The 22,935-nt window shown below is 54.1% G+C and carries 23 protein-coding genes; 10 read left to right on the top strand and 13 right to left on the bottom strand.

Annotated features, from left to right (window positions below):
• Positions 1-8 precede the first annotated feature (8 nt).
• The 6 genes from sfmF to fimA form a co-directional block, all read right to left on the bottom strand.
• A complete protein-coding gene (gene sfmF, locus OGV89_RS18205) occupies positions 9-545 on the bottom strand; it encodes a fimbria assembly protein (RefSeq protein ID WP_003021899.1) in 537 nt (178 codons plus the stop codon).
• The gene (fimH, locus tag OGV89_RS18200) at positions 538-1,545 is read right to left on the bottom strand and encodes a type 1 fimbria D-mannose specific adhesin FimH (protein WP_003847494.1); all 1,008 of its coding nucleotides are present in this window, start codon (positions 1,543-1,545) and stop codon (positions 538-540) included. Before fimH ends, sfmF begins: the two co-directional genes overlap by 8 nt.
• Before the next feature lie 4 nt (positions 1,546-1,549).
• Positions 1,550-4,171, bottom strand: a complete 2,622-nt coding sequence (locus tag OGV89_RS18195) for a fimbrial biogenesis usher protein (protein ID WP_121539809.1) — start codon at positions 4,169-4,171, stop codon at positions 1,550-1,552.
• Positions 4,172-4,178: 7 nt separating this feature from the next.
• A complete protein-coding gene (fimC, locus tag OGV89_RS18190) occupies positions 4,179-4,871 on the bottom strand; it encodes a type 1 fimbria chaperone FimC (RefSeq protein WP_003835750.1) in 693 nt (230 codons plus the stop codon).
• 41 nt (positions 4,872-4,912) lie between these two features.
• A complete protein-coding gene (gene fimI, locus OGV89_RS18185; protein ID WP_003847496.1) occupies positions 4,913-5,446 on the bottom strand; it encodes a type 1 fimbrial protein subunit FimI in 534 nt (177 codons plus the stop codon).
• A gap of 77 nt (positions 5,447-5,523) precedes the next feature.
• A complete protein-coding gene (gene fimA / locus OGV89_RS18180; protein ID WP_003835752.1) occupies positions 5,524-6,078 on the bottom strand; it encodes a type 1 fimbrial major subunit FimA in 555 nt (184 codons plus the stop codon).
• A gap of 571 nt (positions 6,079-6,649) precedes the next feature.
• On the opposite strand from fimA, the gene folD reads away from it, so the two are divergent.
• From folD to OGV89_RS18165, 3 genes are all read left to right on the top strand, one after another.
• On the top strand, positions 6,650-7,516 hold the full coding sequence (folD, locus tag OGV89_RS18175) for a bifunctional methylenetetrahydrofolate dehydrogenase/methenyltetrahydrofolate cyclohydrolase FolD (protein WP_003021887.1): 867 nt from the start codon (positions 6,650-6,652) through the stop codon (positions 7,514-7,516).
• Between the two features lies 1 nt (position 7,517).
• Positions 7,518-7,730 carry a ribosome-associated protein YbcJ gene (gene ybcJ / locus OGV89_RS18170; protein ID WP_003021885.1) on the top strand — a complete coding sequence of 71 codons (213 nt, stop codon included), beginning with the start codon at positions 7,518-7,520 and terminating at the stop codon, positions 7,728-7,730.
• A 125-nt stretch (positions 7,731-7,855) separates the two neighbouring features.
• Positions 7,856-8,380 carry a metal-dependent hydrolase gene (locus tag OGV89_RS18165; protein ID WP_003835753.1) on the top strand — a complete coding sequence of 175 codons (525 nt, stop codon included), beginning with the start codon at positions 7,856-7,858 and terminating at the stop codon, positions 8,378-8,380.
• A gap of 91 nt (positions 8,381-8,471) precedes the next feature.
• On the opposite strand, the gene cysS is transcribed toward OGV89_RS18165, so the two are convergent.
• Complete coding sequence (cysS, locus tag OGV89_RS18160; protein WP_003831109.1) at positions 8,472-9,857, bottom strand: cysteine--tRNA ligase; 1,386 nt, start codon at positions 9,855-9,857, stop codon at positions 8,472-8,474.
• 173 nt (positions 9,858-10,030) lie between these two features.
• On the opposite strand from cysS, the gene ppiB reads away from it, so the two are divergent.
• From ppiB to mnmH, 5 genes are all read left to right on the top strand, one after another.
• On the top strand, positions 10,031-10,525 hold the full coding sequence (gene ppiB, locus OGV89_RS18155) for a peptidylprolyl isomerase B (protein WP_003021875.1): 495 nt from the start codon (positions 10,031-10,033) through the stop codon (positions 10,523-10,525).
• A gap of 2 nt (positions 10,526-10,527) precedes the next feature.
• Positions 10,528-11,250, top strand: a complete 723-nt coding sequence (lpxH, locus tag OGV89_RS18150) for a UDP-2,3-diacylglucosamine diphosphatase (RefSeq protein ID WP_048216735.1) — start codon at positions 10,528-10,530, stop codon at positions 11,248-11,250.
• A gap of 238 nt (positions 11,251-11,488) precedes the next feature.
• Positions 11,489-11,998 (top strand): 5-(carboxyamino)imidazole ribonucleotide mutase, encoded by a 510-nt coding sequence (gene purE, locus OGV89_RS18145; RefSeq protein ID WP_003835756.1) that lies wholly within the window; start codon positions 11,489-11,491, stop codon positions 11,996-11,998.
• Positions 11,995-13,062 carry a 5-(carboxyamino)imidazole ribonucleotide synthase gene (gene purK, locus OGV89_RS18140; RefSeq protein ID WP_003835757.1) on the top strand — a complete coding sequence of 356 codons (1,068 nt, stop codon included), beginning with the start codon at positions 11,995-11,997 and terminating at the stop codon, positions 13,060-13,062. Before purE ends, purK begins: the two co-directional genes overlap by 4 nt.
• Before the next feature lie 96 nt (positions 13,063-13,158).
• Positions 13,159-14,244 (top strand): tRNA 2-selenouridine(34) synthase MnmH, encoded by a 1,086-nt coding sequence (mnmH, locus tag OGV89_RS18135; RefSeq protein ID WP_193339346.1) that lies wholly within the window; start codon positions 13,159-13,161, stop codon positions 14,242-14,244.
• Here the strand turns inward: mnmH and OGV89_RS18130 are convergent, their stop codons facing one another.
• The 6 genes from OGV89_RS18130 to ybbA all read right to left on the bottom strand — a co-directional run bounded on the left by OGV89_RS18130 (position 14,245) and on the right by ybbA (position 21,496).
• Positions 14,245-14,904: a methionine ABC transporter permease gene (locus tag OGV89_RS18130; RefSeq protein WP_003021866.1), complete on the bottom strand. Its 660-nt coding sequence runs from the start codon at positions 14,902-14,904 to the stop codon at positions 14,245-14,247. It abuts the gene before it with no gap.
• Positions 14,897-15,913, bottom strand: coding sequence for a virulence-associated ABC transporter ATP-binding protein SfbB (sfbB, locus tag OGV89_RS18125; RefSeq protein ID WP_003021864.1), 1,017 nt, complete (start codon positions 15,911-15,913; stop codon positions 14,897-14,899). Before sfbB ends, OGV89_RS18130 begins: the two co-directional genes overlap by 8 nt.
• Positions 15,914-15,976: 63 nt before the next feature.
• A complete protein-coding gene (locus OGV89_RS18120) occupies positions 15,977-16,807 on the bottom strand; it encodes a MetQ/NlpA family ABC transporter substrate-binding protein (RefSeq protein ID WP_003021862.1) in 831 nt (276 codons plus the stop codon).
• Between the two features lie 269 nt (positions 16,808-17,076).
• Positions 17,077-18,210, bottom strand: a complete 1,134-nt coding sequence (locus OGV89_RS18115) for a porin (RefSeq protein ID WP_003021860.1) — start codon at positions 18,208-18,210, stop codon at positions 17,077-17,079.
• Positions 18,211-18,398: 188 nt separating this feature from the next.
• The gene (gene ybbP, locus OGV89_RS18110) at positions 18,399-20,813 is read right to left on the bottom strand and encodes a putative ABC transporter permease subunit YbbP (RefSeq protein ID WP_286559066.1); all 2,415 of its coding nucleotides are present in this window, start codon (positions 20,811-20,813) and stop codon (positions 18,399-18,401) included.
• Positions 20,810-21,496, bottom strand: a complete 687-nt coding sequence (ybbA, locus tag OGV89_RS18105; protein ID WP_003847505.1) for a putative ABC transporter ATP-binding protein YbbA — start codon at positions 21,494-21,496, stop codon at positions 20,810-20,812. Before ybbA ends, ybbP begins: the two co-directional genes overlap by 4 nt.
• Between ybbA and tesA the strand changes: the two genes are divergently transcribed.
• Both tesA and OGV89_RS18095 read left to right on the top strand, forming a co-directional pair.
• The gene (tesA, locus tag OGV89_RS18100; RefSeq protein WP_032939314.1) at positions 21,467-22,090 is read left to right on the top strand and encodes a multifunctional acyl-CoA thioesterase I/protease I/lysophospholipase L1; all 624 of its coding nucleotides are present in this window, start codon (positions 21,467-21,469) and stop codon (positions 22,088-22,090) included. The two genes, ybbA and tesA, sit on opposite strands and share 30 nt — an antisense overlap.
• The gene (locus tag OGV89_RS18095) at positions 22,080-22,889 is read left to right on the top strand and encodes an SDR family oxidoreductase (protein WP_286559065.1); all 810 of its coding nucleotides are present in this window, start codon (positions 22,080-22,082) and stop codon (positions 22,887-22,889) included. Before tesA ends, OGV89_RS18095 begins: the two co-directional genes overlap by 11 nt.
• The last annotated feature ends 46 nt before the right edge of the window (positions 22,890-22,935 follow it).

The raw sequence follows: 22,935 nt of genomic DNA, 5'->3' as shown, positions 1-22,935 counted from the left end.
CTTATTGATTAGTTATAGTTAATCATAAACGTGGCATCAGCCCTGGCGACGCCAGGCTGAACTCCATCGGCTAACGCGATATAGTTGGCGAAAAAGGTCAGCGTGGCATTGCCGTTCTCATCAATCCCCACGGCCTGGCTCGCCTGTTCGAGCGGTAATCGCGTACGATCGCTGTCGTGCAGTTCAATCGCCACCTTTTGCGCCATGACCGCATCATCAAGCGCCAACAGCGTCGTGCCCGGAGCCGGAGTACCGGAAAACGTTATCGATGCGGATCCCGGCGGGCAACCTTCAAGCTTCAGCGTAAACGCGACCGGTTGAGTGGTATCTCCGCTGGTCTGAAGCTGCTTTGTCGGCCAGGTCCCCAACTCCACCGACTTATTGCTGTCGCTGGCAATCACCGCACAGGTAAAGTCCACCACGTTGCCACGCAGCTCAATATTGATTTCCCCCAGCGACGAGGCGGCATGGCCCAACGAACTGAATGTTAGCAGGGACACCATCGCCAGAAGCGCCCCTGCGAATGGCGTTTGCTTGTTAGTCATAATCCACTCGCAGATAACCACGAGCCGTAAAAGGCCCTTCGGTAGGTTTATTCCCCGTCACGCTGACCGGCCATGCCCGAATACCGACCCTGGCTGCGGCGTTATCATCCAATTGAAATGGGATATTGCTGGACAAATTGTTAGGCGTCAGCGGGTTACCACTGCTATCGGCGACGATAAAACCTAAATCCGGGTTGTCAGAAACCATCATTTGTCCGGTGGCTTTCTCAGCCTCTACACGCATGGTCAAGTAGGCCTGTGCGGCGACGTTGGTGCATTTTATCGCCACGGTTTTGGTCTGCGGATTAATGCCTTCGGGCCGGTTTCCTGCCCCCGCCTTGCTAAACAACGATGCGCCAATATCGCCAAAATCAAACTCAACAATCTGCCCGGCGTTCACTTCACAGTTTTGTGGAACCTCCACCTTACCGCTGTAGCTGATGGTGTACACCGGCGTGCTTAGCGCATCTCCGGTACTGGTCGTGACATAGACGCTGAACATCGTCTGACGCGGAATCGGAACCATGTTAATAAACGAGCGGATCACTTTGAGTTTAAACACCAGCTTTGAATCCATTACGCCAAAAGGCTGCTGCTTAGGTACGTTGGGGTGAGTCCCCATACGGATATAGCTACGCGGAGGATAAAACAACCCGGCATAGCTGTCGGTGATGCTCATGGCTCCCAGCAGGTAGTCATTGAGCTTCAGATACTGAAAACCGCCCTCGGTACTTTGCACCGGAAGTTCAGTGACATAGCTTCGGTAGGTGTAATTCACCGACGTTCCGGCCGGACAGGTGGCATTCACGCCAATCCAGCCCGATTTTTCCGGTAACGTTACCACCTGTCCCGGCTGGTTGTTGCTGCTGTTAAAGACATTCGACAAATCGTAAAAAACATCCGTTGGCGTGCCATTCGAGTTATGGCAGACCGTCGCCCATGACGAATGGGCCATCAGCAGTAAAGCGCTTCCCAGTAACAAACCCGTTTGTCTTTTCATCGTATTATTCCTGTCGTGCCGTTGGAGATTCGCACGTCACATTCGTGAGCGTCACCGCCTGTTTCAGACTCTCCTCAGGCAAGGCATAGCGCGCCACGCAGCGAGCGTTTGCGCCTTCCCCCCATTGGATCAGCAACTCGCCTTTTAGCGGCAGACCACTGAGATAAATTTGCCCGTCTTCGCCCACCATACTGGCCACGCCACTGGTGTTTTCCCGCACAATAGAGCCAAACGGCACGGGTTTACCGGCATGTTTGGCGGTAATCAGCGCCCGCACACCGATTCGTGTATCAAACGCCGCTCGCACCAGCGCCCCTTGCGTTGGCACTACGCTGCTGACGTTATTTTCCACATCGGTATTGTTGTTCATGGAATTGGTGTCTAACGCGACACGGTTATAGCGATAGACGGTGGCATACGGCATCACCGCGTATCCACGCCAGTCGGTTTGAACGCCGGTCTGGTTTTCTATCCGCACACCCTGTGCGCCAGGCGCTTTAATCAGCACGTTGGTATCACCCAGAGGCTGACTGAGCGTAATGCCATCCGCATGCCCCACCACGCCGCCAGAGAGTTGCCAGTTGTAGTCATGCTGATCGCGATCGTAGTTGTATCCCACGCCCAGCGTGCCATAGGCCGCCTGCCAGTTGGCACTGGCGTTTCCGCTGTAGCCATTGGTGCTGCTGTGCCCCTGATTCACGCTGTAGCTCAGGTTGCGTCCATCCAGCAACGTACCGCCGATCCCGCTCTGCCAACTGTTTTGTCCATTGCTATTACGGTTAGCATTAAAGGTGGCGTAGGTGCGATCGAAGGCGCTATCTCGCGAGTAGCGCCGTCCGCTCAGCAGGCTGAACGGTATTGACATATTGAACGCGACAATACGGTCGGTGTCGGAGATGCCAACCGATTCATTCCACGACCAGGAGAGTGAATAGCTAATACCTTGCCAGCCGCTGGCATAGCCCAGTTGATACCAGGTATTGGTGTCTGAGGTATTCCAGTACGTTTGCTGACTACCCGAGACATACAGCGATCCGTAATCCCCCAGATTCTGCGAAATGTTTATCTGGAAACGGCCCTTTTTGCTGTAGCTCAGGTTGTGGTAACTCTTCACATCGGGCACATCGTGGCGATTGCCCTCACTGTCGTATTCGTACTCATAGCCTTCCATACTGCGATACGCCACATCGTCGAGGGTATAGAAACCACGCGTAGAGTAGCGATATCCCAACAACTGAAAGTTGGTGCCAAAATTGTTCAGCGATTTCGCATATAGAAAACGCAATGACTGCCCCTGGTGTGTACTGTCATCCGCCAGTTGGCTGCGGGCATGGGTCAGATCGACAGAAACCGCCCCCCAGTCCCCCAGGTTTCGGCCGGTGCCTAAAACCACCGCCGTGTAGCGTGAGGCCAACTGCGTACCGCCGTAAGCGGTGTAGCCTTCTGGTAACCCAGCAATTAATGTTCCCTGGAAAAAGAATGGAGAAGATTGTTGGCTATTGCCGCTGCGAAAATCCCCTGCGACCACGTCATATTTGAAACGCCCTTCTCGTTGTAACAAGGGAACCGTGGAGTACGGCACCGTATAGCGCTGTTGGCTGCCGTCCTTTTCGTCCACCGTCACCTCAAGGTCACCGCTGGATGACGTCGGGTTGAGATCGGTTATCGAGAAAGCGCCCGGTGAAACATAGCTTTGATAAATCACATAGCCATTCTGACGAATGGTTAGCTTTGCCGCTGTTCGCGCAATACCGCGAACGGTAGGCGCGTAGCCCTGTAAGCTGTCGGGATACATACTGTCTGAGGAATAGAGCCGCGCCCCGCGAAATCCGACGCTGTCAAAAACGTCGTTGCCGGTGTTGCTGTCACCCATCACCAGCTCGCCCTTCAGCGGGATAATCGCGCGCTGAAGCCATGTGCCGATGTTTTTCCAGCTTTGTGAGTGATATCCGTCACCTTTGGAATAGCTCCATGCGCCGTTATTTCTCAAGCGCCAGGGGCCATAGTTCAGGCCACTGAGCATACTTAAGAAATAGCTGTCCGTATCACTCCCGCGACTGCCGGTGAAACTGTAGTTAACCAGCGCGGCCGGGATGCCTTCATCCCACTCTTCCGGTGGAATATAGCCACGCGCGCTGTTTAACATCGACGCCTGCGGCAGGCTGACGTTTAGTCGCAGGGTAGAAAAATCAAACGCAATCTCGCTGCCTGGAATCGCCTCAGGTAGATTGATGCAGGTATCGTTCGCATCCTTACTGAGTGCCGGAAACGCGGCGATATTGACGCCAAGGCGCTTCACCCAGTCGAGCCCAAAGCACGGCATCAGCCCACCGGACTTCTCCCCGGATTTACCCGCGCTGGTCGTAAAACGAATATCCTGAGTAGCCACAAACTCATCATTGCGCCAGATATCCACGCGATAAACACCTTCAGGCTGGTGATTACCTTTCTCAAAACGTGATAAATCCGCCACGGTTGCCGTATCCGCAGATAAAAAGGCCGGATTAAAATAGCTTTCACCATGGCTTAAAGAGGGAAAGAGCGCCGCCAGCGTGGACAACGCCACCCCCGCCAGCGGTGGCGTAACCCCCGGAAACAGGCCAGGAAAATACGTTGTCTTATTCATCGTTATCTCAACGCACGCTAACCGTTTGGGCCGGGGTCACAGCGCCATAATCATTGACCGTCTGGAACGTAACGTTGCCCTGCACGCCTGTTGGCAACAGAACCTGCGCATCGCTTTTCGGTGCAACCATCACGTTATCGACCTTCGTTTTCCCCACGTTGAGATTGACCAACGTGACGTAATACGCTGACGGATTGTTAATTTTCAGGTGGTTGCCGGAACGGGAAAACGTCAGCATCCCCGGGGCATCTTCCGGGATTTGCGGCAAATTATTCGGACGGACGAAAAGCTTGATGCGGGACAGAATCGCCAGTTGCAGAACGTTTTTGCCCTCAAGACTGTTTTTATTGACTGACGGAATGGCTTTTACGTTCATCCAGAACAGCGACTCACGATCTTTGGGCAACGGAACACCTGCATAGATAATACGCAACGTGTTTTCGCTTTTGGGCTCGCTGACAAACAACGGAGGCGTAACCACAAACGATTTTTCTTTAACACCTGCGCTATTCTCAATCCATGAATTGACCAGGTAACGTTCTTTGGTATCACTATTGCTAATAGACAGTGACGTTTGTTTGGCATCGGCTGGATAAATAACTCGGGTAGCGCCTAATGCAATGCCTCCGGCAGCCTGAACACTGGCAACAGGAAATAAGAACAGTAAAAGGATAAAACCTGATTTTAGATAATTAAACATAGCTACAAATACCTTTGGTGTGATTATCGTTGGGAAATAAATCAGGGATAAACCAACGTAAACCACACGTCTGAACGAAGCGTTCCCGGCGTTATATTTTCCGAGACAGCCCGATAACGAGCAGTGAAATGAAACGTCATCTCTTGCGTTATAATCGGCGCATAATGAAGCGGCAGCGCGTTCGGAATAATTTGCCGTTGGCGCTGGTCAAATAACGCCAGGCCGATCCCCGAAGCCGCAGACGCATCTCCACTGGCAAGGAAAACCTGCGGATCTTCCGCTGGCGTCACGCCTGCAAACGCAATCCCAACGTGGTCATAAACATCGGAGCTGCATGACGTTAAGCGCAGTGAAAACGGCACGCTGGTAGAGGCAAAGCTCCCCGTCCCGGAGAAAGCATTGGTGCGATACTGCCCCATTTGCACCCGCAAATTTTGGCTGTCAGTAGCGACCGTGCAGGCACCATTGACGAGCTGCCCCCGTAAGTGAAGGCGGCCACTTTCCAGTATTACCGTATGTGCAAACACAGGCAGTACGCACAGCATTCCCGCCAGCGCCACGCCTTTCCCTATCATCTGCCGCATCCTTCATCATCCCCGGAAATTGCCTCATCCAGTGAGGCGAACGTCATCCTTGCGCAAATCAAAACGGCTTATTCGTACTTCATGATGAACGTCGCGTCGGCATTTGCCTGACCCGGCGTAGCGCTGGTGGCAGTGGCTTTGTAACGTGCAGAGAAACGCAGGGTGTTGGTCCCTTCTACCAGAGCCTGAGCGGTAGAGAAGGTGGCACCATCTGGCTTCAGCGCGGTGGACGTGTTGTCCAGAATTTCAATCCCGACACCGCTGGCAGTGGTACCGTTATCTGCAGAAGTGACAGCCAGCAGATTGTTGTTGGTAATATCGGATTGACCAGAGAAAGCCACAGCTGCGGTTGCGGCAACTTTCGGGTCACAGTCGTTCAGCACGATGGAGAACGGAATTTGTGCCGTTGTATCACCTACTGCGGCAAAACTGGCAGTACGATACTGGCCTAAGGTAACAACCTGATCGGATGACTGAGTACTGACTGCACAGGCTGCATTGACCAGTTCACCTTCAAAATGCACAGTACCGCCGCTCACGCTTACCGGATCGGCTGCAACCGCAGCACCTGCGACTAACATCAGGCTGGCAATAACAGAAGAGGTCATTAATTTACGTTTCATGGATTTCCCTTGAATTACACACATCCGGCTCCAGCATCCTGCGGGATCCGTTTTCATTATCGACATTAAATGTCAGGCTAATTATCTCTGCATCCTGTAAAGATATATATCGCAAGAGAATTAGCTAACCTTTTACCCCGACTCTCCTGAGTATTTGATTTACTAATTATCCTTCGCGAATATGACTATTCGTCACAGCGATAAATTAAACATTTCAATTAATGAAAAATACCTGCAAATCCTTTTAATAGCCCTGGCTAATTCTTAATGGGATCTAAGAAAAGTCTTGGTTAATATTACCTAAATGCCGCCGTAATAGTACGTAACAGTCTGGTTTATGAAGCATTACCCATAAAGAACCCAGGGTGATGAGATGTTTCATTCACGTTAATTTTAATTAGCATGCTTACTATTTATTCGTAAGGCTTCAGCCTTTGTGCTGACACCATTTGCAGCCCGTGACGGCCCTGGCGCACATAAAAACGCAAACGAAAACTGACAGCACGTCCCGCTTCTGACAAAATAGTGGCATCCCCTTCGATTTAACGTAACAGACGGAATCCTCTCTCTGATGGCAGCAAAGATTATTGACGGTAAAACGATTGCGCAGCAGGTGCGCTCTGAGGTTGCTCAAAAAGTTCAGGCGCGTTTAGCGGCTGGATTACGCGCCCCTGGCCTGGCTGTTGTGCTGGTAGGCAGCAATCCGGCTTCGCAAATTTACGTCGCGAGTAAACGCAAAGCCTGCGACGAAGTGGGGTTCGTCTCCCGCTCCTATGACCTGCCCGAAACCACGAGCGAGGCGGAGCTTCTTGAGCTGATCGATACGCTCAATGCAGATACCACCATCGACGGTATTCTGGTACAGCTGCCGTTACCTGCCGGTATCGACAACGTTAAAGTGCTGGAGCGCATTGCACCGGATAAAGACGTTGACGGTTTTCATCCATATAACGTCGGTCGCCTGTGTCAGCGTGCGCCGCGCCTGCGTCCTTGTACCCCGCGCGGTATCGTGACCCTGCTTGAGCGTTACAACATCGACACCTACGGCCTGAATGCGGTCGTTATTGGCGCTTCAAATATCGTCGGTCGCCCAATGAGCATGGAACTGCTGCTGGCTGGCTGCACCACCACCGTTACCCATCGCTTCACCAAAGATCTGCGTCGCCACGTTGAGCATGCTGACCTGCTAATTGTTGCCGTCGGTAAACCGGGCTTTATTCCTGGCGAGTGGATCAAAGAAGGTGCGATTGTGATTGATGTCGGCATCAACCGTCTGGAGAATGGTAAGGTTGTTGGCGATGTGGTCTTTGAAGATGCTGCCGCACGCGCGTCATATATCACGCCGGTCCCCGGCGGCGTAGGCCCAATGACGGTCGCCACACTTATCGAAAACACGCTGCAGGCGTGTGTTGAATATCATGATGTAAAGGACGTTTAAGATGGCCACATTTTCACTGGGTAAACACCCACATGTTGAACTCTGCGATCTGCTGAAGCTGGAAGGCTGGAGCGAAAGCGGCGCCCAGGCAAAAATTGCTATTGGCGAAGGGTTAGTGAAGGTCGATGGTGTTGTTGAAACGCGTAAACGCTGCAAAATCGTTGCCGGACAGACCGTGAGCTTTGAAGGTCACAGCATTAGCGTCGTGGCATGACCCTAAGTGCCGGATGAGGTAAACACCGTATCCGGCCACTTCTCCCTCTCGTTTTCAGATAATGACTTCATCCCCGCTTCACAGTGAACTGTTAGCATGTTGTTTTTCCACACGAAGCGATCATCATGCCCACTATTGTTACCCACGCAGCCGTTCCGCTCTGTTTAGGGTTAGGTCTCGGACTTAAAGTCATCCCCCCACGATTACTGTTTGCTGGCGTCGTTCTGGCTATGCTGCCAGATGCCGATGTGTTGTCATTTAAGTTCGGTGTCGCCTATGGCAATGTGTTTGGCCACCGGGGATTTACCCACTCACTGCTGTTCGCCTTCGTGGTACCGCTGCTCTGCGTATTGATTGGCCGACGATGGTTTAAGGCGGGATTGATTCGCTGCTGGCTATTCCTGACGGTTTCACTGCTGTCACACAGTCTGCTGGATTCCGTTACGACAGGCGGCAAAGGCGTCGGCTGGCTGTGGCCATGGTCGGATGAACGCTTCTTTGCACCGTGGCAGGTGATTAAAGTCGCCCCGTTTGCGCTATCACGCTACGCCACACCGTATGGGCATCAGGTAATAACTTCGGAGTTGATGTGGGTATGGCTGCCGGCCGTTATGATGATGGGTGTGCTGTGGTGGTACAAACGTCATTAATAGTGCCTGATGGCGCTACGCTTATCAGGCCTACCGATCATTCCATCGTAGGCCGGATAAGGCGTAAGCCGCCATCCGGCAATATAGAGAGTTACTTACGACGCCAGGTGGTGCCCTGCGGGCCGTCTTCCAGCACGATGCCCATCTCATTGAGACGGTCACGCGCGGCATCAGCCGCCGCCCAGTCTTTCGCTTTACGCGCATCCAGACGCTGTTGGATTAACGCTTCAATTTCAGCAACTTCACCGTCATCCGCCTGCGCCCCGCTTTGCAGGAACGCTTCCGGATCCTGTTCCAGCAGTCCCAGCACGCTGGAGAGCTTGCGCAGATGCGCAGCCATACCGTTAGCCGCCGCCATATCTTCACCCTTCAAGCGGTTAACTTCACGCGCCATATCAAACAGCACGGAGTAAGCTTCCGGCGTGTTGAAGTCATCGTCCATCGCTTCAATGAAACGTGCTTCAAAGGCCTCGCCACCCGCAGGGGCAACGGATTTGTCGGTACCGCGCAGTGCAGTGTACAGACGCTCCAGCGCAGAACGCGCCTGTTTCAGGTTCTCTTCGCTGTAGTTGAGCTGGCTACGATAGTGACCCGACATCAGGAAGTAGCGAATGGTTTCGGCGTCGTAGTATTTCAGCACATCGCGCACGGTAAAGAAGTTGCCCAGCGATTTAGACATTTTCTCGCGGTCAACCATCACCATCCCGGAGTGCATCCAGTAATTAACGTACTCACCGTCATGCGCACAGGTGGACTGCGCGATTTCGTTTTCATGATGCGGGAACATCAGGTCCGAACCGCCGCCGTGAATATCGAAATGGTTACCCAGTTGTTTGCAGTTCATCGCCGAACATTCGATGTGCCAGCCCGGACGACCTGCGCCCCATGGAGACGGCCAGCTCGGCTCGCCTTCTTTGGACATTTTCCACAGCACGAAGTCCATCGGGTTACGCTTCACATCAACCACGTCAACGCGAGCACCCGCCTGCAGCTGATCCAGATCCTGGCGTGACAACTGACCGTAGTTCGGGTCAGTCGGCACGTCGAACATCACGTCGCCGTTATCAGCAACGTAAGCGTGACCTTTGGCAATCAACTGCTCAGTGATTTCGATAATTTCAGCGATATGGTGCGTAGCGCGCGGCTCCAGATCCGGGCGCAGAATATTCAGCGCATCGAAATCGCTATGCATTTCCGCGATCATTCTGTCGACCAACGCGACAAAGCTTTCACCGTTTTCATTCGCGCGCTTGATGATTTTGTCATCAATATCGGTAATGTTGCGTACATACTTCAGCTTATAGCCGAGGAAGCGCAGGTAGCGCGCGACGACGTCGAAAGAAACAAAGGTACGTCCGTGGCCAATATGACAGAGATCGTAAACGGTAATACCACACACGTACATGCCGACTTCCCCGGCATGAATAGGTTTGAATTCCTCTTTTTGGCGCGTCAGTGTATTAAAGATTTTTAACATCGAAGATTCCGTGTAGACGTGTGTGGATAGTAAAGTCTGTATAATACCCATAATTTAGACCGGAAGCAGCACACTTTGCGAGGTGATCACAGCTTGCGGTTATGCTATAACACACCCCTAACTCTGACCCTTGACGGGGTCGAAGCACCAATCTATCGGAACAGGATGCAAAAATGGTTACTTTCCACACTAATCACGGCGATATCGTAATCAAAACGTTTGATGATAAAGCGCCTGAAACAGTTAAAAACTTCCTGGACTACTGCCGCGAAGGTTTTTACAACAACACCATTTTCCACCGTGTTATTAACGGTTTCATGATCCAGGGCGGCGGTTTCGAGCCAGGCATGAAGCAAAAAGCCACGAAAGAAGCGATCAAAAACGAAGCGAACAACGGTCTGAAAAACACCCGTGGTACGCTGGCAATGGCGCGTACTCAGGCTCCGCACTCCGCAACCGCACAGTTCTTCATCAACGTTGCTGACAACGACTTCCTGAACTTCTCCGGTGAAAGCATGCAGGGTTGGGGTTACTGCGTGTTCGCTGAAGTTGTTGAAGGCATGGACGTGGTTGATAAAATCAAAGGCGTTTCCACCGGTCGCAGCGGTATGCACCAGGATGTGCCAAAAGAAGACGTCATCATTGAAAACGTGACCGTCAGCGAGTAATCGTGGCGACACTGTTTATTGCAGATCTTCACCTCTGCACAGAAGAACCGGCGATCACCGCCGGTTTTCTGCGTTTTTTAGCCGGCGATGCACGCAATGCCGATGCGCTATACATTCTCGGCGACCTGTTTGAAGCCTGGATTGGCGATGACGACCCGAATCCACTGCATCATGAAATGGCCGCAGCGATAAAATCACTGGCTGATTCCGGCGTTCCCTGCTTTTTTATTCACGGCAACCGTGATTTTCTGCTCGGCAAGCGTTTTGCCCGTGCGAGCGGCATGACCTTGCTTCCCGAAGAAAAAGTGCTCGACCTGTATGGCCGCAAGGTGCTGATCATGCATGGCGACACCTTATGCACCGACGACGCAGGCTATCAGGCGTTTCGCGCCAAAGTACATCAACCCTGGCTACAGAAGCTGTTTCTCGCCCTGCCCCTGTTTGTTCGCCAGCGCATTGCCGCAAAAATGCGCGCCAACAGTAAAGCCGCCAACAGCAGTAAATCGCTGGAAATCATGGATGTGAATCCGCAGGCCGTGATTAACGAGATGGAAAAACATCAGGTCCAGTGGTTAATTCACGGACATACACATCGTCCGGCTGTCCACGAACTCACGGCCAATGAGCAACCCGCTTTCCGCGTGGTATTAGGCGCATGGCATACCGAAGGCTCAATGGTGAAAGTTACGCCCAGCGACGTTGAGCTGATCGCGTTTCCGTTTTAATTCTGCAGATATCCAGCTCCTCTTTACACAAAACTATTCGAGTTGCATCGAGGCGGCAAATCTGTGAGTCCCCAGGAGCTTACAAAAGTAAGTGACTGGGGTGAGCCGATACAGCCAACAAAGAGGCAGCTTGAAGAGTGAAGTGTAGATCGCGCAATCGTTTTCCTTGAAGGTTAATTATGCTATTCTCTGTGGCCTCAAAAGTCGAGTGTAGTGCACCACAGGAGTTTTCAGACGCATGTCTTCCCGCAATAATCCGGCGCGTGTCGCCATCGTGATGGGGTCCAAAAGCGACTGGGCTACCATGCAGTTCGCCGCCGAAATCTTCGAAATCCTGGACGTTCCGCATCATGTTGAAGTCGTCTCCGCCCACCGCACCCCAGACAAATTGTTCAGCTTCGCCGAAAGCGCTGAAGAGAACGGTTATCAGGTGATTATTGCCGGAGCCGGTGGCGCAGCGCATTTGCCTGGCATGATTGCGGCGAAAACGCTGGTGCCTGTTTTAGGCGTCCCGGTGCAAAGCGCAGCGTTGAGCGGTGTAGATAGCCTCTACTCCATTGTTCAAATGCCTCGCGGTATTCCCGTTGGAACACTGGCGATCGGCAAAGCGGGTGCGGCCAATGCGGCCCTACTGGCAGCGCAAATTCTGGCTACACACGACAAAGCATTACACCAGCGTCTGGACGACTGGCGCAAAGCACAAACCGATGAAGTGCTGGAAAACCCGGACCCGCGAGGTGCGGCATGAAGCAGGTCTGCGTACTCGGTAACGGTCAGCTAGGACGCATGCTGCGTCAGGCCGGCGAGCCGCTGGGCATTGCGGTCTGGCCCGTCGGGCTGGACGCTGAACCGGCTGCTGTCCCTTTTCAGCAAAGCGTGATCACCGCTGAGATTGAGCGCTGGCCGGAAACGGCACTCACCCGCGAACTGGCGCGCCACCCGGCATTTGTTAACCGCGACGTCTTCCCGATTATTGCCGACCGTCTGACGCAAAAGCAGCTTTTTGACAAGCTCGGTCTGGCGACTGCGCCGTGGCAACTGCTGGCAGATAAAAGCGAATGGTCTGCGGTATTCGACAAACTCGGCGAGCTGGCGATCGTCAAACGTCGCGTCGGCGGCTACGACGGTCGTGGGCAGTGGCGTTTGCGCGCAAATGAAACCGCACAACTGCCGGATGATTGCTATGGCGAGTGCATCGTCGAGCGGGGAATCAACTTCTCTGGCGAAGTCTCACTGGTTGGCGCTCGGGCGCATGACGGCAGCACCGTTTTCTATCCGCTAACCCATAACCTGCATCAGGACGGCATTCTGCGCACCAGCGTGGTGTTCCCGCAGGCTAACGCCAGACAGCAGGCACAGGCTGAAGCGATGCTCTCCGCCATCATGCAGGAGCTGGGCTATGTCGGCGTGATGGCGATGGAATGTTTCATCACCCCGGAAGGTCTGCTGATCAACGAACTGGCTCCGCGCGTGCACAACAGCGGACACTGGACGCAAAACGGCGCCAGCATCAGCCAGTTTGAGCTGCACCTGCGCGCCATTACCAACCTGCCGTTACCTACGCCGGTGGTGAATAATCCTTCGGTGATGGTAAACCTGATTGGTAGCGACCTGAACTACGACTGGCTGAAGCTACCGCTGGTACACCTGCACTGGTATGACAAAGAAGTGCGTGAAGGGCGTAAGGTGGGTCACCTGAACCTGAGCGACAGCGATACCGCGCGCCTTAGCGCGACACTGGAAGCGCTTATCCCCCTGCTGCCGCCGGAATATGCCAGCGGTATTATCTGGGCGCAGTCAAAGCTGAAATAAGCCATTAATGCCGGGGAATGGATTTTATCCTTCCCCGGCCCCTCTCCTGGCGCGTAAAATCCCCTCCATTGCTGTTTTGTATTTTCAGGATCAAACATGAACGATGGAACGGACTATCGCGCAATTCTGCTCGCCGGTACGCCTTTAATCGATGTACGCGCCCCCGTCGAATTTCAGCAGGGCGCCATGCCGGGCGCAATAAACCTTCCCTTAATGAACGATGACGAACGTGCTGCCGTGGGTACCTGTTATAAACGTCAGGGGCCTGAGGCCGCCCTCGCGCTCGGCCATCAACTGGTCTGTGGCGAGACTCGCCAGCAACGCATGAAGGCCTGGCTTAATGCCTGTCGTCAAAATCCTGCGGGCTACTTATGCTGCGCGCGCGGCGGCCAGCGTTCGCACATTGTGCAGCAATGGTTGCACGAGTCCGGTACTGACTACCCGCTAATACAAGGCGGTTATAAAGCATTGCGTCAGGCGGTGATTCAACTGACTGAAGAGTTGGTGCAAAAACCGATCGTCTTAATTGGCGGCTGTACCGGGAACGGTAAAACGCAACTGGTGCAACAGCAGCCAAACGGTGTGGATCTCGAAGGTCTGGCGCACCATCGCGGTTCCTCATTTGGTCGCACCGTTGAACCGCAGCTGAGCCAGGCAAGCTTTGAAAACCTGCTGGCGGTCGAAATGCTGAAAACCGACAGCCGTCAGGATCTGCGTCTGTGGGTACTTGAGGACGAAGGCCGCATGATCGGCGCTAATCATCTGCCCGAATGTTTGCGCGAACGCATGAGCCAGGCCGCTATTGCGGTGGTGGACGATCCTTTTGAGCTACGGCTGGAGCGGCTGCGCGAAGAGTATTTTGTGCGTATGCACCACGATTTCACTCACGCTTATGGCGAGAGTCAGGGCTGGCAGGAGTACAGCGAGTATCTGCACCACGGTCTGTTTGCTATCCGCCGTCGTCTGGGTTTGCAACGTTTTGCCGAGCTGACCACCCTGCTCGACGTGGCTCTGCGCGAACAGCAGGCAACGGGCAGCACCGACGCGCATATGAGCTGGCTGGTACCGTTGCTCAACGAGTATTACGACCCGATGTATCGCTATCAGCTGGAAAAGAAAGCCGCGAAAATCGTCTTTCGCGGCTCATGGCCGGAGGTGGCTGACTGGCTTAGCGTACAGTAATCAATGTCTGTCGCGCTTGTCTGCGCGTTTCGCCAACCAGTCGCCCAGCACCTGAACGACCTGCACCAGAATAATCAGCGCCACCACGGTGACGATCATGACCTGGGTTTCGTAGCGGTAATAACCAAAGCGAATCGCCAGGTCGCCGACTCCACCGCCGCCAACGATACCGGCCATTGCGGAGTAACCGATCAGACTCACCAGCGTTATCGTCAGCCCACGCAGCAGACCCGCGCTCGCCTCCGGTAACAGAACGGTGCAGATGATGCGCATCGGGCTGGCGCCAAACGCTTCCGCCGCCTCGATAATGCCTTTATCGACTTCACGTAGCGCGCTATCAACCAGACGGGCATAGAAAGCAATTGCTGCTACCGACAGCGGAACCGACGCCGCGATGGGTCCAATGGTATTGCCGAGCAAAAACTGGGTTAGCGGCAACAACAGAACCAGCAGGATCACAAACGGCACCGAGCGGATAATATTCACCAGCACGGAGCTGAGCAGATACACAAAACGGTTTTGCCAGAATAAATGCCGGTCGGTAACGAAAATAAGAAAACCGAGCGGCAGACCGCCAATAATCGCCAACAGCGTAGAGATGCTCAGCATCTGGAAGGTTTCATTAAACGCCAGCGTCAAATCAGGCAATAAATCATCCACGAATCACCTCCACCTGTGCAGTACGTTGACGAATATGTTCCACGGCGACATCCACCGCAGAAGGGTTATGCGGCGCGGTCAGTTGCACCACCAGAATCCCCAGCGCACGTTCGCCGATATATTCAATTTTGCCGTGCAGAATGTTCACCGCCACGCCAAATTTAACCGCCACTTCTGACAACACCGGCTGTTCTGCCGAATCGCCGATAAAAAGAATTTTCAGCAACTGGCCGGGCAGATGCTGGCGCAGACGCTCGGGTAGCGTCAGATTGAGGGTATGCGACACCAGTTGCTGAGTGAAAGCGTGCTGCGGGTGAGCAAAAACATCAAACACCTCACCAGACTCCACCACCTTGCCACCGGACATCACCGCCACGCGATCGCAAATGGATTTGATCACGTTCATCTCATGGGTGATCAGCACGATCGTGATCCCTAACTGTTGGTTGATCTGCTTAAGCAACGCCAGAATCGTGGCCGAGGTTTCGAGATCTAACGCGGAAGTGGGTTCATCACACAGCAGCACATCCGGGTGATTGGCAATTGCGCGGGCAATACCCACACGCTGCTTTTGCCCACCGCTGAGCTGAACCGGAAAACGGTTCGCCTTGTCTGACAGCCCCACCAGCGACAGGATTTCGCTCACGCGCGGGCCAATTTTACTGCGTTCCCATCCGGCAGCCTTCAGGCTAAAGGCGACGTTTTGCGCCACGGTACGGGTATGCATCAGATTAAAATGTTGAAAAATCATCCCGATACGCTGACGGGCTTTACGTAGATGCACGCCTTCCAGTGCGGAAATTTCTACGCCGTTCACCTTCACGCTTCCCTGGCTCGGACGCGTTAAGGCGTTCAGGGTGCGCAGCAGCGTACTTTTCCCCGCGCCACTGGTCCCGACAATGCCAAATATCTCACCTGCGCCAATGCGCAAGCTAACGTCATCAACCGCCCGGGTTGATGCTCCACGGCCTGCGCTAAAATCCACGCAAACTTTCTCAATCTCAATCATAGCTACCTCAGAAATGCGAAAAGGGCAGTCGTCGCTGCCCCTGTTAACCCTTGTGCGCAGCGATTATTGGGCTGCCGACATCCATTCCGGTTTCTGGAAGGCGCTGTAGATATTTTGCGGATCGTCGATCACCGCACGATACGCCGGAGATTTCACCGCCTCGACAATATCTTTCGCGAATGGTTTATCCGCATCTTCACTGCGTACCGCGATGATATTTTTCAGATTTTCGTCCAGGTGTTCCTGCTTGATGGCGCTGGCGAGATCCAGTTTTGCCGCTACGGCAAAGTTGCCGTTGACCAGCGCACCGGTCACACCGTCCAGCGTACGCGGCAGTTGTGCCGCTTCCAGCGGTTTAAACACCAGCCCTTTCGGGTTGCTGGCAATATCGCGCTCGGAGGCTTTAGTTGGATCGATGTTATCTTTGATGGTGATAAGGCCAATAGACTGCAGGAAACGCAGACCGCGAGCCAGGTTGGTGGGATCGTTGGAAAGCGTGATCACATCCCCTTTTTTCAATTCATCCAGGCTTTTGATTTTATGTGAGTAAAAACCCATCCCGGCCGTCGGGACCACAATCAGCTTGCTCAGCTTCAGGCCTTTATCGGCGGTGAATTTGTCAAAGTAGAGTGAATGCTGGAACAGGTTAGCATCGATGCTGCCATTGGAGAGCGCCATGTTAGGTTGCACGTAGTCGCTGAATTCGCGCACTACTACCTTATAGCCTTTCTCTTTCAGCGTAGGGGCAATGGCTTGTTTTACCATATCGCCGTACGGCCCAGGTGCGACGCCAAATACGATGGTGTGCGGATCACTGTTCGCATGAGCAAATTGTAATCCACAGGCCAGTAACAGCGCCCCGGTCGCGACGCGTAAACTCTGACGCAATCCCATAATCTCTCCATTTTAACGTTGTGGTGTCATGTCTCACGCCGTTCTTGCGGCGTTGTTCTTGTTGGCCTGTTAACAGGCTGATTGTTAACATGACACAGATCACAACCTGCTGTCCTTGAAATTATTTCATGATGTTGCAGAGTGTGTTTTTAAATGTGAGAAGGCATGAAAAAGCCGGATGTCGGCACAAGTGCCTTATCCGGCCTACAAATAACGCGATCCCCCTGCTCTCGTAGGCCCGATAAACGCATCGGGCGGCAGGCGTTCGATTAGAAGTCGTAACGCAGACGCACCAGGTTCATGTCGCCCAGATTGTCGGTGCTGGAGGTGAAGACGTGTTCGTAATCCACACGGAAACCGTAATCCAGCTGGAAGCTGATACCCACACCGTTGTCGGTACGCAGGTAGTTACGGCCATTCACGTATTCAATACGATCGCCCATAAAGTATGGCTGCACGGATTTCAGCGCATACTGGCCAACCGGGAAGGTGTATCCCGCAAAGTATTCCAGACCCCAGGCGTCACCGGCAAAATAGTCATTAACAGAGACTTTTTTGGTGGTCATGAAGTTTTGATACCAACCGCCGCCCAGCGAGAAGGTCCAGTTGTCCGGTTTCCAGCTCAGCGCAGTACCGACGATGTTTTGATCGTAGGTTTTGCTGGTGTTGCCACGCATTTCCGCGCGGGTGTAGTTCCACGCCGTACCCCAGGTCAGGTCATCGGTGATGTGATAATCCACACCCAGGGAGCCGCCGCCTTTACGTTTGTAGCGCAAACCGTTGTTCGGGTTGTAGTCATCGCTGAACAGATAAGACGCGTAAAGATCAACATCGCCTACCGTATTTTTATACTTCAGTGACTTACGTGTACGATAGGAACCGTCGTAGTCGCCATTGATACCGTTACCTGGCGCCTGGCCAATCATGTCGTAGTCCCAGATATCCGTTTTCGCACCCACCACATCATAGTAAATGCTGTTCTGTTGACCGAAGGTCAGCGTACCCCAGGTCGCGCTCTTCAGACCGGTGTACAGCATACGACGCGTAGTATCGTTGGCGCCGTTAGCATAGTGATTGTCCCAGTTGAACATCGCCGGGAAGTTAACGCCCAGCTCGTAATAGCTCACCCAGCTGATGTCATCAAACAGATAGTAGTCAGCAGCGAAGCGGAAACGCGTTCCACCGTCGAAGCCATTACGTTTGTAGCCATTCTTACCATCGTCACCGGCCATATTCTGGAACTGCGGACGAATACTCCCGCCGACGGTGAAATTAAGACGGCTCAGCGGGTTGCCCGCCTGCGGATCTTGTTTCAGGACCGTGATTTCCGCCTGGGAGGCGAAAGTCGTTAATGCCACTGCTGCGCCGATCGATACCGCCAGCGCCGTTTTTTTTATAGTCATTATTTGTACCTTGATAGATAGCCTGCCAATTATTCAGCATACAAATATTAACGTTTATTAATACACTCGTGTTGTCGGGTTTTTATTGTTCTGTGCTGTTAAATATCAATGAGTTATCATTTTGTGCTACATAGATAAAAAAACGCACCGATTTAAAAAAACCGGTGCGTAATCATCACGAATATGAATTAACTGCTGAACTGACGGAACAGCGCTTTGCCTTTAAGAAGACGTGAACCGAGCCATCCGCCGCAGAGAGAGAGCAGCAATGCCCCACAAAGCGGCAACACAACCCACAGCCGCCAGTCTGGCTCCCAGGGGAAATCAAACACGCGGGTTTGCAGCACCGCCAGCGCAGTTTCCGCCCCGATGGCCGCCACCAGTCCGGCGACCATCCCGAGCATCGCGAACTCGCACCACAGCGTGGTACGCAGCAACTTCTTACCCGCTCCCAGCGTGCGCCAGACCACCAGTTCCTGATGACGCTGACGCATCCCGACCTGCACCTGCGCCAATAGCAGCAACATACCGCAAGCGGTGACCAGCACTACCATCACCTCCAGCGCGCGGCTCACCTGCTCCAGCACCTGACTCACCTGTTTGAGAATGGCACCAATATCCAGCAGGCTGATAGTCGGGAATTCGCGGTTAAGCTGCGTCAGCATGCCGTTGCCGTTCTCCCAGCGAAAGCTGGTTAACCAGCTTTGTGGCTGAGCATCCAGCGCGCCGGAAGGGAAGATAAAGAAAAAGTTTGGTCGCAGGCTTTCCCAGTCCACTTTGCGCAGACTGCTGACCGTAGCGCTGAAATCCTGGGTATCCCCCATAAAGGTCACCCGATCGCCAAGCTTAACGCTCAGTCGTTTCGCCAGCCCCTCTTCCATCGACACTTCGCCCGCTTTTGGCGGCCAGCTCCCGGCAACGATCGGGTTATGATCCGGGCGGGTATCCTGCCAGGTCAGATTAAGCTCGCGGTTCAGCGCTTCATCCTGATTGCCTTCGGTCGATTTATCATTGATCGCCGTCAGACGGGCCCGCACTATCGGGTAGAACGACTCTGGGATCACCTGATGCTCAGCAAGGAAAGCCTTCAGCGGAGCCACCTGCTCAGTGGCAATGTTGATCAGAAAATAGTTTGGACTTTCCGGCGGCATTTGCTGCTGCCAGCGGTCGAGGAGATCGCCGCGCAGCACCAGCAACAGCGCCAGCAGCATAAAGGACAGCGAAAATGCCGACAGTTGACTCAGCGTTGACCACGGCTGGCGCAACAGCCGGCTGACCGCCAAACGCAGCGGCAGCGAGGTCAGCGTCAGACCACGCAGCAGGTTAAGCAACATCCAGCCCAACACGCCGCACAGCAGCGCCAGCACCACAGCCCCGGCCAGTACCGCCCACAGCAGCATACTTCCGCCCATCAATCCGGCCAGCAGCGCAACCACAACTATCGTTGCTACGGGCAGATAGACCTTAAGCGGCCAGACGTTTGCCACCACGTCGCGACGCAGTACCCGCAGCGGCTGCGTCGCCAGCAGCAAGCGATAAGGGCGTAGCCCCACCAGCAGAGAAATGACGGTCATCGTACCGAGTGCCCACAGCCACGGCCACAGGCTGGCGGGCGGTAGCTCACCGGGCAGAACTGGCTTCAGTAATACCACCAGCACCCGCTCAAATAACAGCCCGAACAGCCCGCCGGTCAAGCCAGACAGCGCCAGCACCATCAGCCACTGGCCAATAATCAGCTTGCGCAGCTGCGCCCTGCCCGCACCGAGCGTTTTTAATATCGCCACCAAATCGTAACGACTGCGACAGTAATGATTCATCGCCACGGCAACGGCAGCAACCGCCAGCAGTAGCGTTAACAGTGCCGACAGCAGCAGGAACTGTTGCGAACGCTCCAGTGATTTCCCCAACGCCCCTTCATCCTGCTCCAGCCCATACCAACGCTGTTCTGGCTTTAACTGCGGAAGCAGCCATTTTTCATAGGCTTCCAGTTGCTGTGGCGTACCACCAAATTTATAGCGCCAGGTCACACGGCTTCCCGGCTGGACCGCCGCCGTTTTTTCGACATCCGCCATGTTCATCATCAGGCGCGGCGCTATCTGGAAGGGATTAAAACCGGAATCCGGTTCCTGCACCACTTCTCCGGCGATGCGCAGGGTGGCATCGCCAACGTCGATGGAATCACCGATTTTTAAGTTGAGTAGCGCCATCAGACGCGGGGCCAACAGCACTGAGCCCGGCTGCGGTTTCAGCCCCGGCGGATTGGTTTGCAGCGTGCCGTACATCGGATACACATCATCCACTGCCTTGACGTTCGCCAGTTGAGGCGTATCCCGGGCAAAGGTCATGGTGGCAAAGGTTAGCTGTTCACCCACCTTCAGACCACGCTGTCGCGCCTCGTCAATCCACGCTTTCGGCACAGCGCGCGAACTTTGCAGCGACCGGTCCCCCGCCATAAACTCACGGCTTTGCTGGCTCAGCCCTTTTTCCATGCGATCGCTGATATTGCCCAGCGCCAGTACACAGGCCACCGCCAGGCTTAACGCCAGCCAGACAATCAGTAATGAAGGCGAGCGCCATTCGCGCCAGAACCAGCGTGCAATCATGCCTCCTCCTGCAACTGTCCGTTCACCAGGCGTAAACGCCTATCGCAACGCGCCGCCAGCTGCGGGTCATGGGTCACCAGAATCAGGGTGGTACCGTGTTCCCGGTTCAGAGAAAACAGCAGGTCGGCGATTTTGTCTCCGGTCTGGCGGTCCAGATTGCCCGTTGGTTCATCGGCAAACAGCACGTCAGGCCGTCCGTTAAACGCCCGTGCCAGCGCTACGCGTTGCTGCTCCCCGCCGGAAAGCTGGGCCGGAAGATGATCAAGGCGTTTTCCCAACCCCAGTTGCTCCAGCAGCGTTTTTGCCCCGTCACGACTTTTTCCGCTATTTTCGCCGCGTAGCAGCGCGGGCAGTTCGACGTTTTCCAGCGCGTTGAGGGTTGGAATTAACATGAATGACTGGAAGACAAAACCTACGTGTCGCGCCCGCAGCTGCGCCCGGGCTTCTTCGTCCATGGCGTGCAGCGCCTGCCCCACCAGGCTGACTTCACCGCTGGAGCCATCGTCCAGCCCGGCGAGGATCGCCAGCAGCGTGGATTTCCCCGATCCCGACTCGCCAATCAACGCAATGGTCTCGGCGCGTTTGACAACCAGTTCAACTCCGGTAAGGATGGATAGCTCTTGCTCACCCTGACCGACGGATTTCTTAAGATGATGAACTTCAACAATGTTTTCCGCTGGCATTGGCCTTTCCTGTTCCTGGTCCTGTTAACTTTCCGCGCCGCCGCTGCGGACACGTTATTAATTCTGGGTGACAGCCTGAGCGCCGGATACCGTATGTCCGCCAGCGCCGCGTGGCCTGCGCTACTTAATGATAAATGGCAAACCAAAACGCCAGTGGTGAATGCCAGCATTAGCGGCGACACCTCGCAGCAAGGTCTGGCCCGTCTGCCTGCATTACTCAAGCAGCACCAGCCGCGCTGGGTGCTGGTCGAACTTGGCGGTAACGATGGCCTGCGCGGATTTGCGCCTGCGCAAACCGAACAAACCCTGCGCACGATTCTGCAGGATGTGAAAGCGGCAAATGCCGAACCGCTGCTGATGCAAATTCGTCTGCCAGCAAACTATGGTCGCCGTTATAATGAAACCTTTAGCGCGATTTATCCAAAGCTCGCCAAAGAGTTTGATATTCCTCTGCTGCCATTTTTTATGGAAGAGGTTTATCTGAAACCCCAGTGGATGCAGGATGATGGTATTCATCCTAACCGTGACGCTCAGCCGTTTATTGCCGACTGGATGGCGCAACATCTCACACCTCTAGTAAATCATGAGTCGTAATGCTACGGAGATCCTGACAGGTAAAGTTATGCAAAAATCGGTCTTAATAACAGGATGTTCCAGCGGAATCGGTCTGGAAAGCGCGCTTGAACTAAAGCGCCAGGGTTTTCAAATTCTGGCAGGATGTCGCAAACCTGACGATGTCGCGCGTATGAACAGTATGGGATTCACTGGCATATTGCTGGATCTGGATTCACCCGAAAGCGTGGATCGTACCGCCGATGAAGTGATCGCCCTGACCGATAATCGTTTATATGGGATCTTTAACAACGCCGGATACGGTGTCTATGGTCCCCTGCCCACCATCAGCCGTGAACAGATGGAACAGCAATTTTCCGCCAACTTCTTTGGCGCACATCAGCTTACCATGCGCCTGTTGCCCGCTATGCTCCCTCACGGCGAAGGACGTATCGTGATGACCTCATCGGTGATGGGATTGATCTCAACGCCGGGACGCGGCGCCTATGCCGCCAGCAAATATGCACTGGAAGCCTGGTCCGACGCGCTGCGTATGGAACTGCGCCACAGCGGGATTAAGGTCAGCCTGATTGAGCCCGGCCCCATCCGTACCCGCTTTACCGAAAACGTCAACCAGACCCAGAGCGATAAGCCCGTCGAGAACCCCGGCATTGCCGCGCGTTTTACGCTGGGACCAGAAGCGGTTGTCGCCAAAGTACGTCATGCATTTGAGAGCGATAAACCGAAGCTACGTTATCCGGTTACGCTGGTGACCTGGGCAGTGATGCTACTTAAACGCCTGTTGCCAGGCCGCATAATGGACAAAATTTTACAGGGTTGAGTTGAAGCACGCGCGTCAGCCCCCATGTAACAAGAAATCGACAAAA

The sequence above is a fragment of the Citrobacter sp. Cf125 genome (assembly GCF_030333935.1).
GTDB classification, from domain to species: Bacteria; Pseudomonadota; Gammaproteobacteria; order Enterobacterales; family Enterobacteriaceae; genus Citrobacter; species Citrobacter freundii.
This window is presented reverse-complemented; position numbering and strand designations above follow the sequence as displayed.

Excerpts from the sequence above, each read along its gene's own strand:
- ybcJ (WP_003021885.1), top strand. The coding sequence starts at position 7,518 with ATGGCCACATTTTCACTGGGTAAACACCCACATGTTGAACTCTGCGAT.
- fimA (WP_003835752.1), bottom strand. The coding sequence starts at position 6,078 with ATGAAACGTAAATTAATGACCTCTTCTGTTATTGCCAGCCTGATGTTA.
- ybbP (WP_286559066.1), bottom strand. The coding sequence starts at position 20,813 with ATGATTGCACGCTGGTTCTGGCGCGAATGGCGCTCGCCTTCATTACTG.
- sfmF (WP_003021899.1), bottom strand. The coding sequence starts at position 545 with ATGACTAACAAGCAAACGCCATTCGCAGGGGCGCTTCTGGCGATGGTG.
- ybbA (WP_003847505.1), bottom strand. The coding sequence starts at position 21,496 with ATGCCAGCGGAAAACATTGTTGAAGTTCATCATCTTAAGAAATCCGTC.
- purE (WP_003835756.1), top strand. The coding sequence starts at position 11,489 with ATGTCTTCCCGCAATAATCCGGCGCGTGTCGCCATCGTGATGGGGTCC.
- fimH (WP_003847494.1), bottom strand. The coding sequence starts at position 1,545 with ATGAAAAGACAAACGGGTTTGTTACTGGGAAGCGCTTTACTGCTGATG.
- mnmH (WP_193339346.1), top strand. The coding sequence starts at position 13,159 with ATGAACGATGGAACGGACTATCGCGCAATTCTGCTCGCCGGTACGCCT.
- OGV89_RS18095 (WP_286559065.1), top strand. The coding sequence starts at position 22,080 with ATGAGTCGTAATGCTACGGAGATCCTGACAGGTAAAGTTATGCAAAAA.
- fimI (WP_003847496.1), bottom strand. The coding sequence starts at position 5,446 with ATGATAGGGAAAGGCGTGGCGCTGGCGGGAATGCTGTGCGTACTGCCT.
- folD (WP_003021887.1), top strand. The coding sequence starts at position 6,650 with ATGGCAGCAAAGATTATTGACGGTAAAACGATTGCGCAGCAGGTGCGC.
- sfbB (WP_003021864.1), bottom strand. The coding sequence starts at position 15,913 with ATGATTGAGATTGAGAAAGTTTGCGTGGATTTTAGCGCAGGCCGTGGA.
- OGV89_RS18115 (WP_003021860.1), bottom strand. The coding sequence starts at position 18,210 with ATGACTATAAAAAAAACGGCGCTGGCGGTATCGATCGGCGCAGCAGTG.
- OGV89_RS18120 (WP_003021862.1), bottom strand. The coding sequence starts at position 16,807 with ATGGGATTGCGTCAGAGTTTACGCGTCGCGACCGGGGCGCTGTTACTG.
- OGV89_RS18195 (WP_121539809.1), bottom strand. The coding sequence starts at position 4,171 with ATGAATAAGACAACGTATTTTCCTGGCCTGTTTCCGGGGGTTACGCCA.
- cysS (WP_003831109.1), bottom strand. The coding sequence starts at position 9,857 with ATGTTAAAAATCTTTAATACACTGACGCGCCAAAAAGAGGAATTCAAA.
- tesA (WP_032939314.1), top strand. The coding sequence starts at position 21,467 with ATGAACTTCAACAATGTTTTCCGCTGGCATTGGCCTTTCCTGTTCCTG.
- purK (WP_003835757.1), top strand. The coding sequence starts at position 11,995 with ATGAAGCAGGTCTGCGTACTCGGTAACGGTCAGCTAGGACGCATGCTG.
- OGV89_RS18165 (WP_003835753.1), top strand. The coding sequence starts at position 7,856 with ATGCCCACTATTGTTACCCACGCAGCCGTTCCGCTCTGTTTAGGGTTA.
- ppiB (WP_003021875.1), top strand. The coding sequence starts at position 10,031 with ATGGTTACTTTCCACACTAATCACGGCGATATCGTAATCAAAACGTTT.
- fimC (WP_003835750.1), bottom strand. The coding sequence starts at position 4,871 with ATGTTTAATTATCTAAAATCAGGTTTTATCCTTTTACTGTTCTTATTT.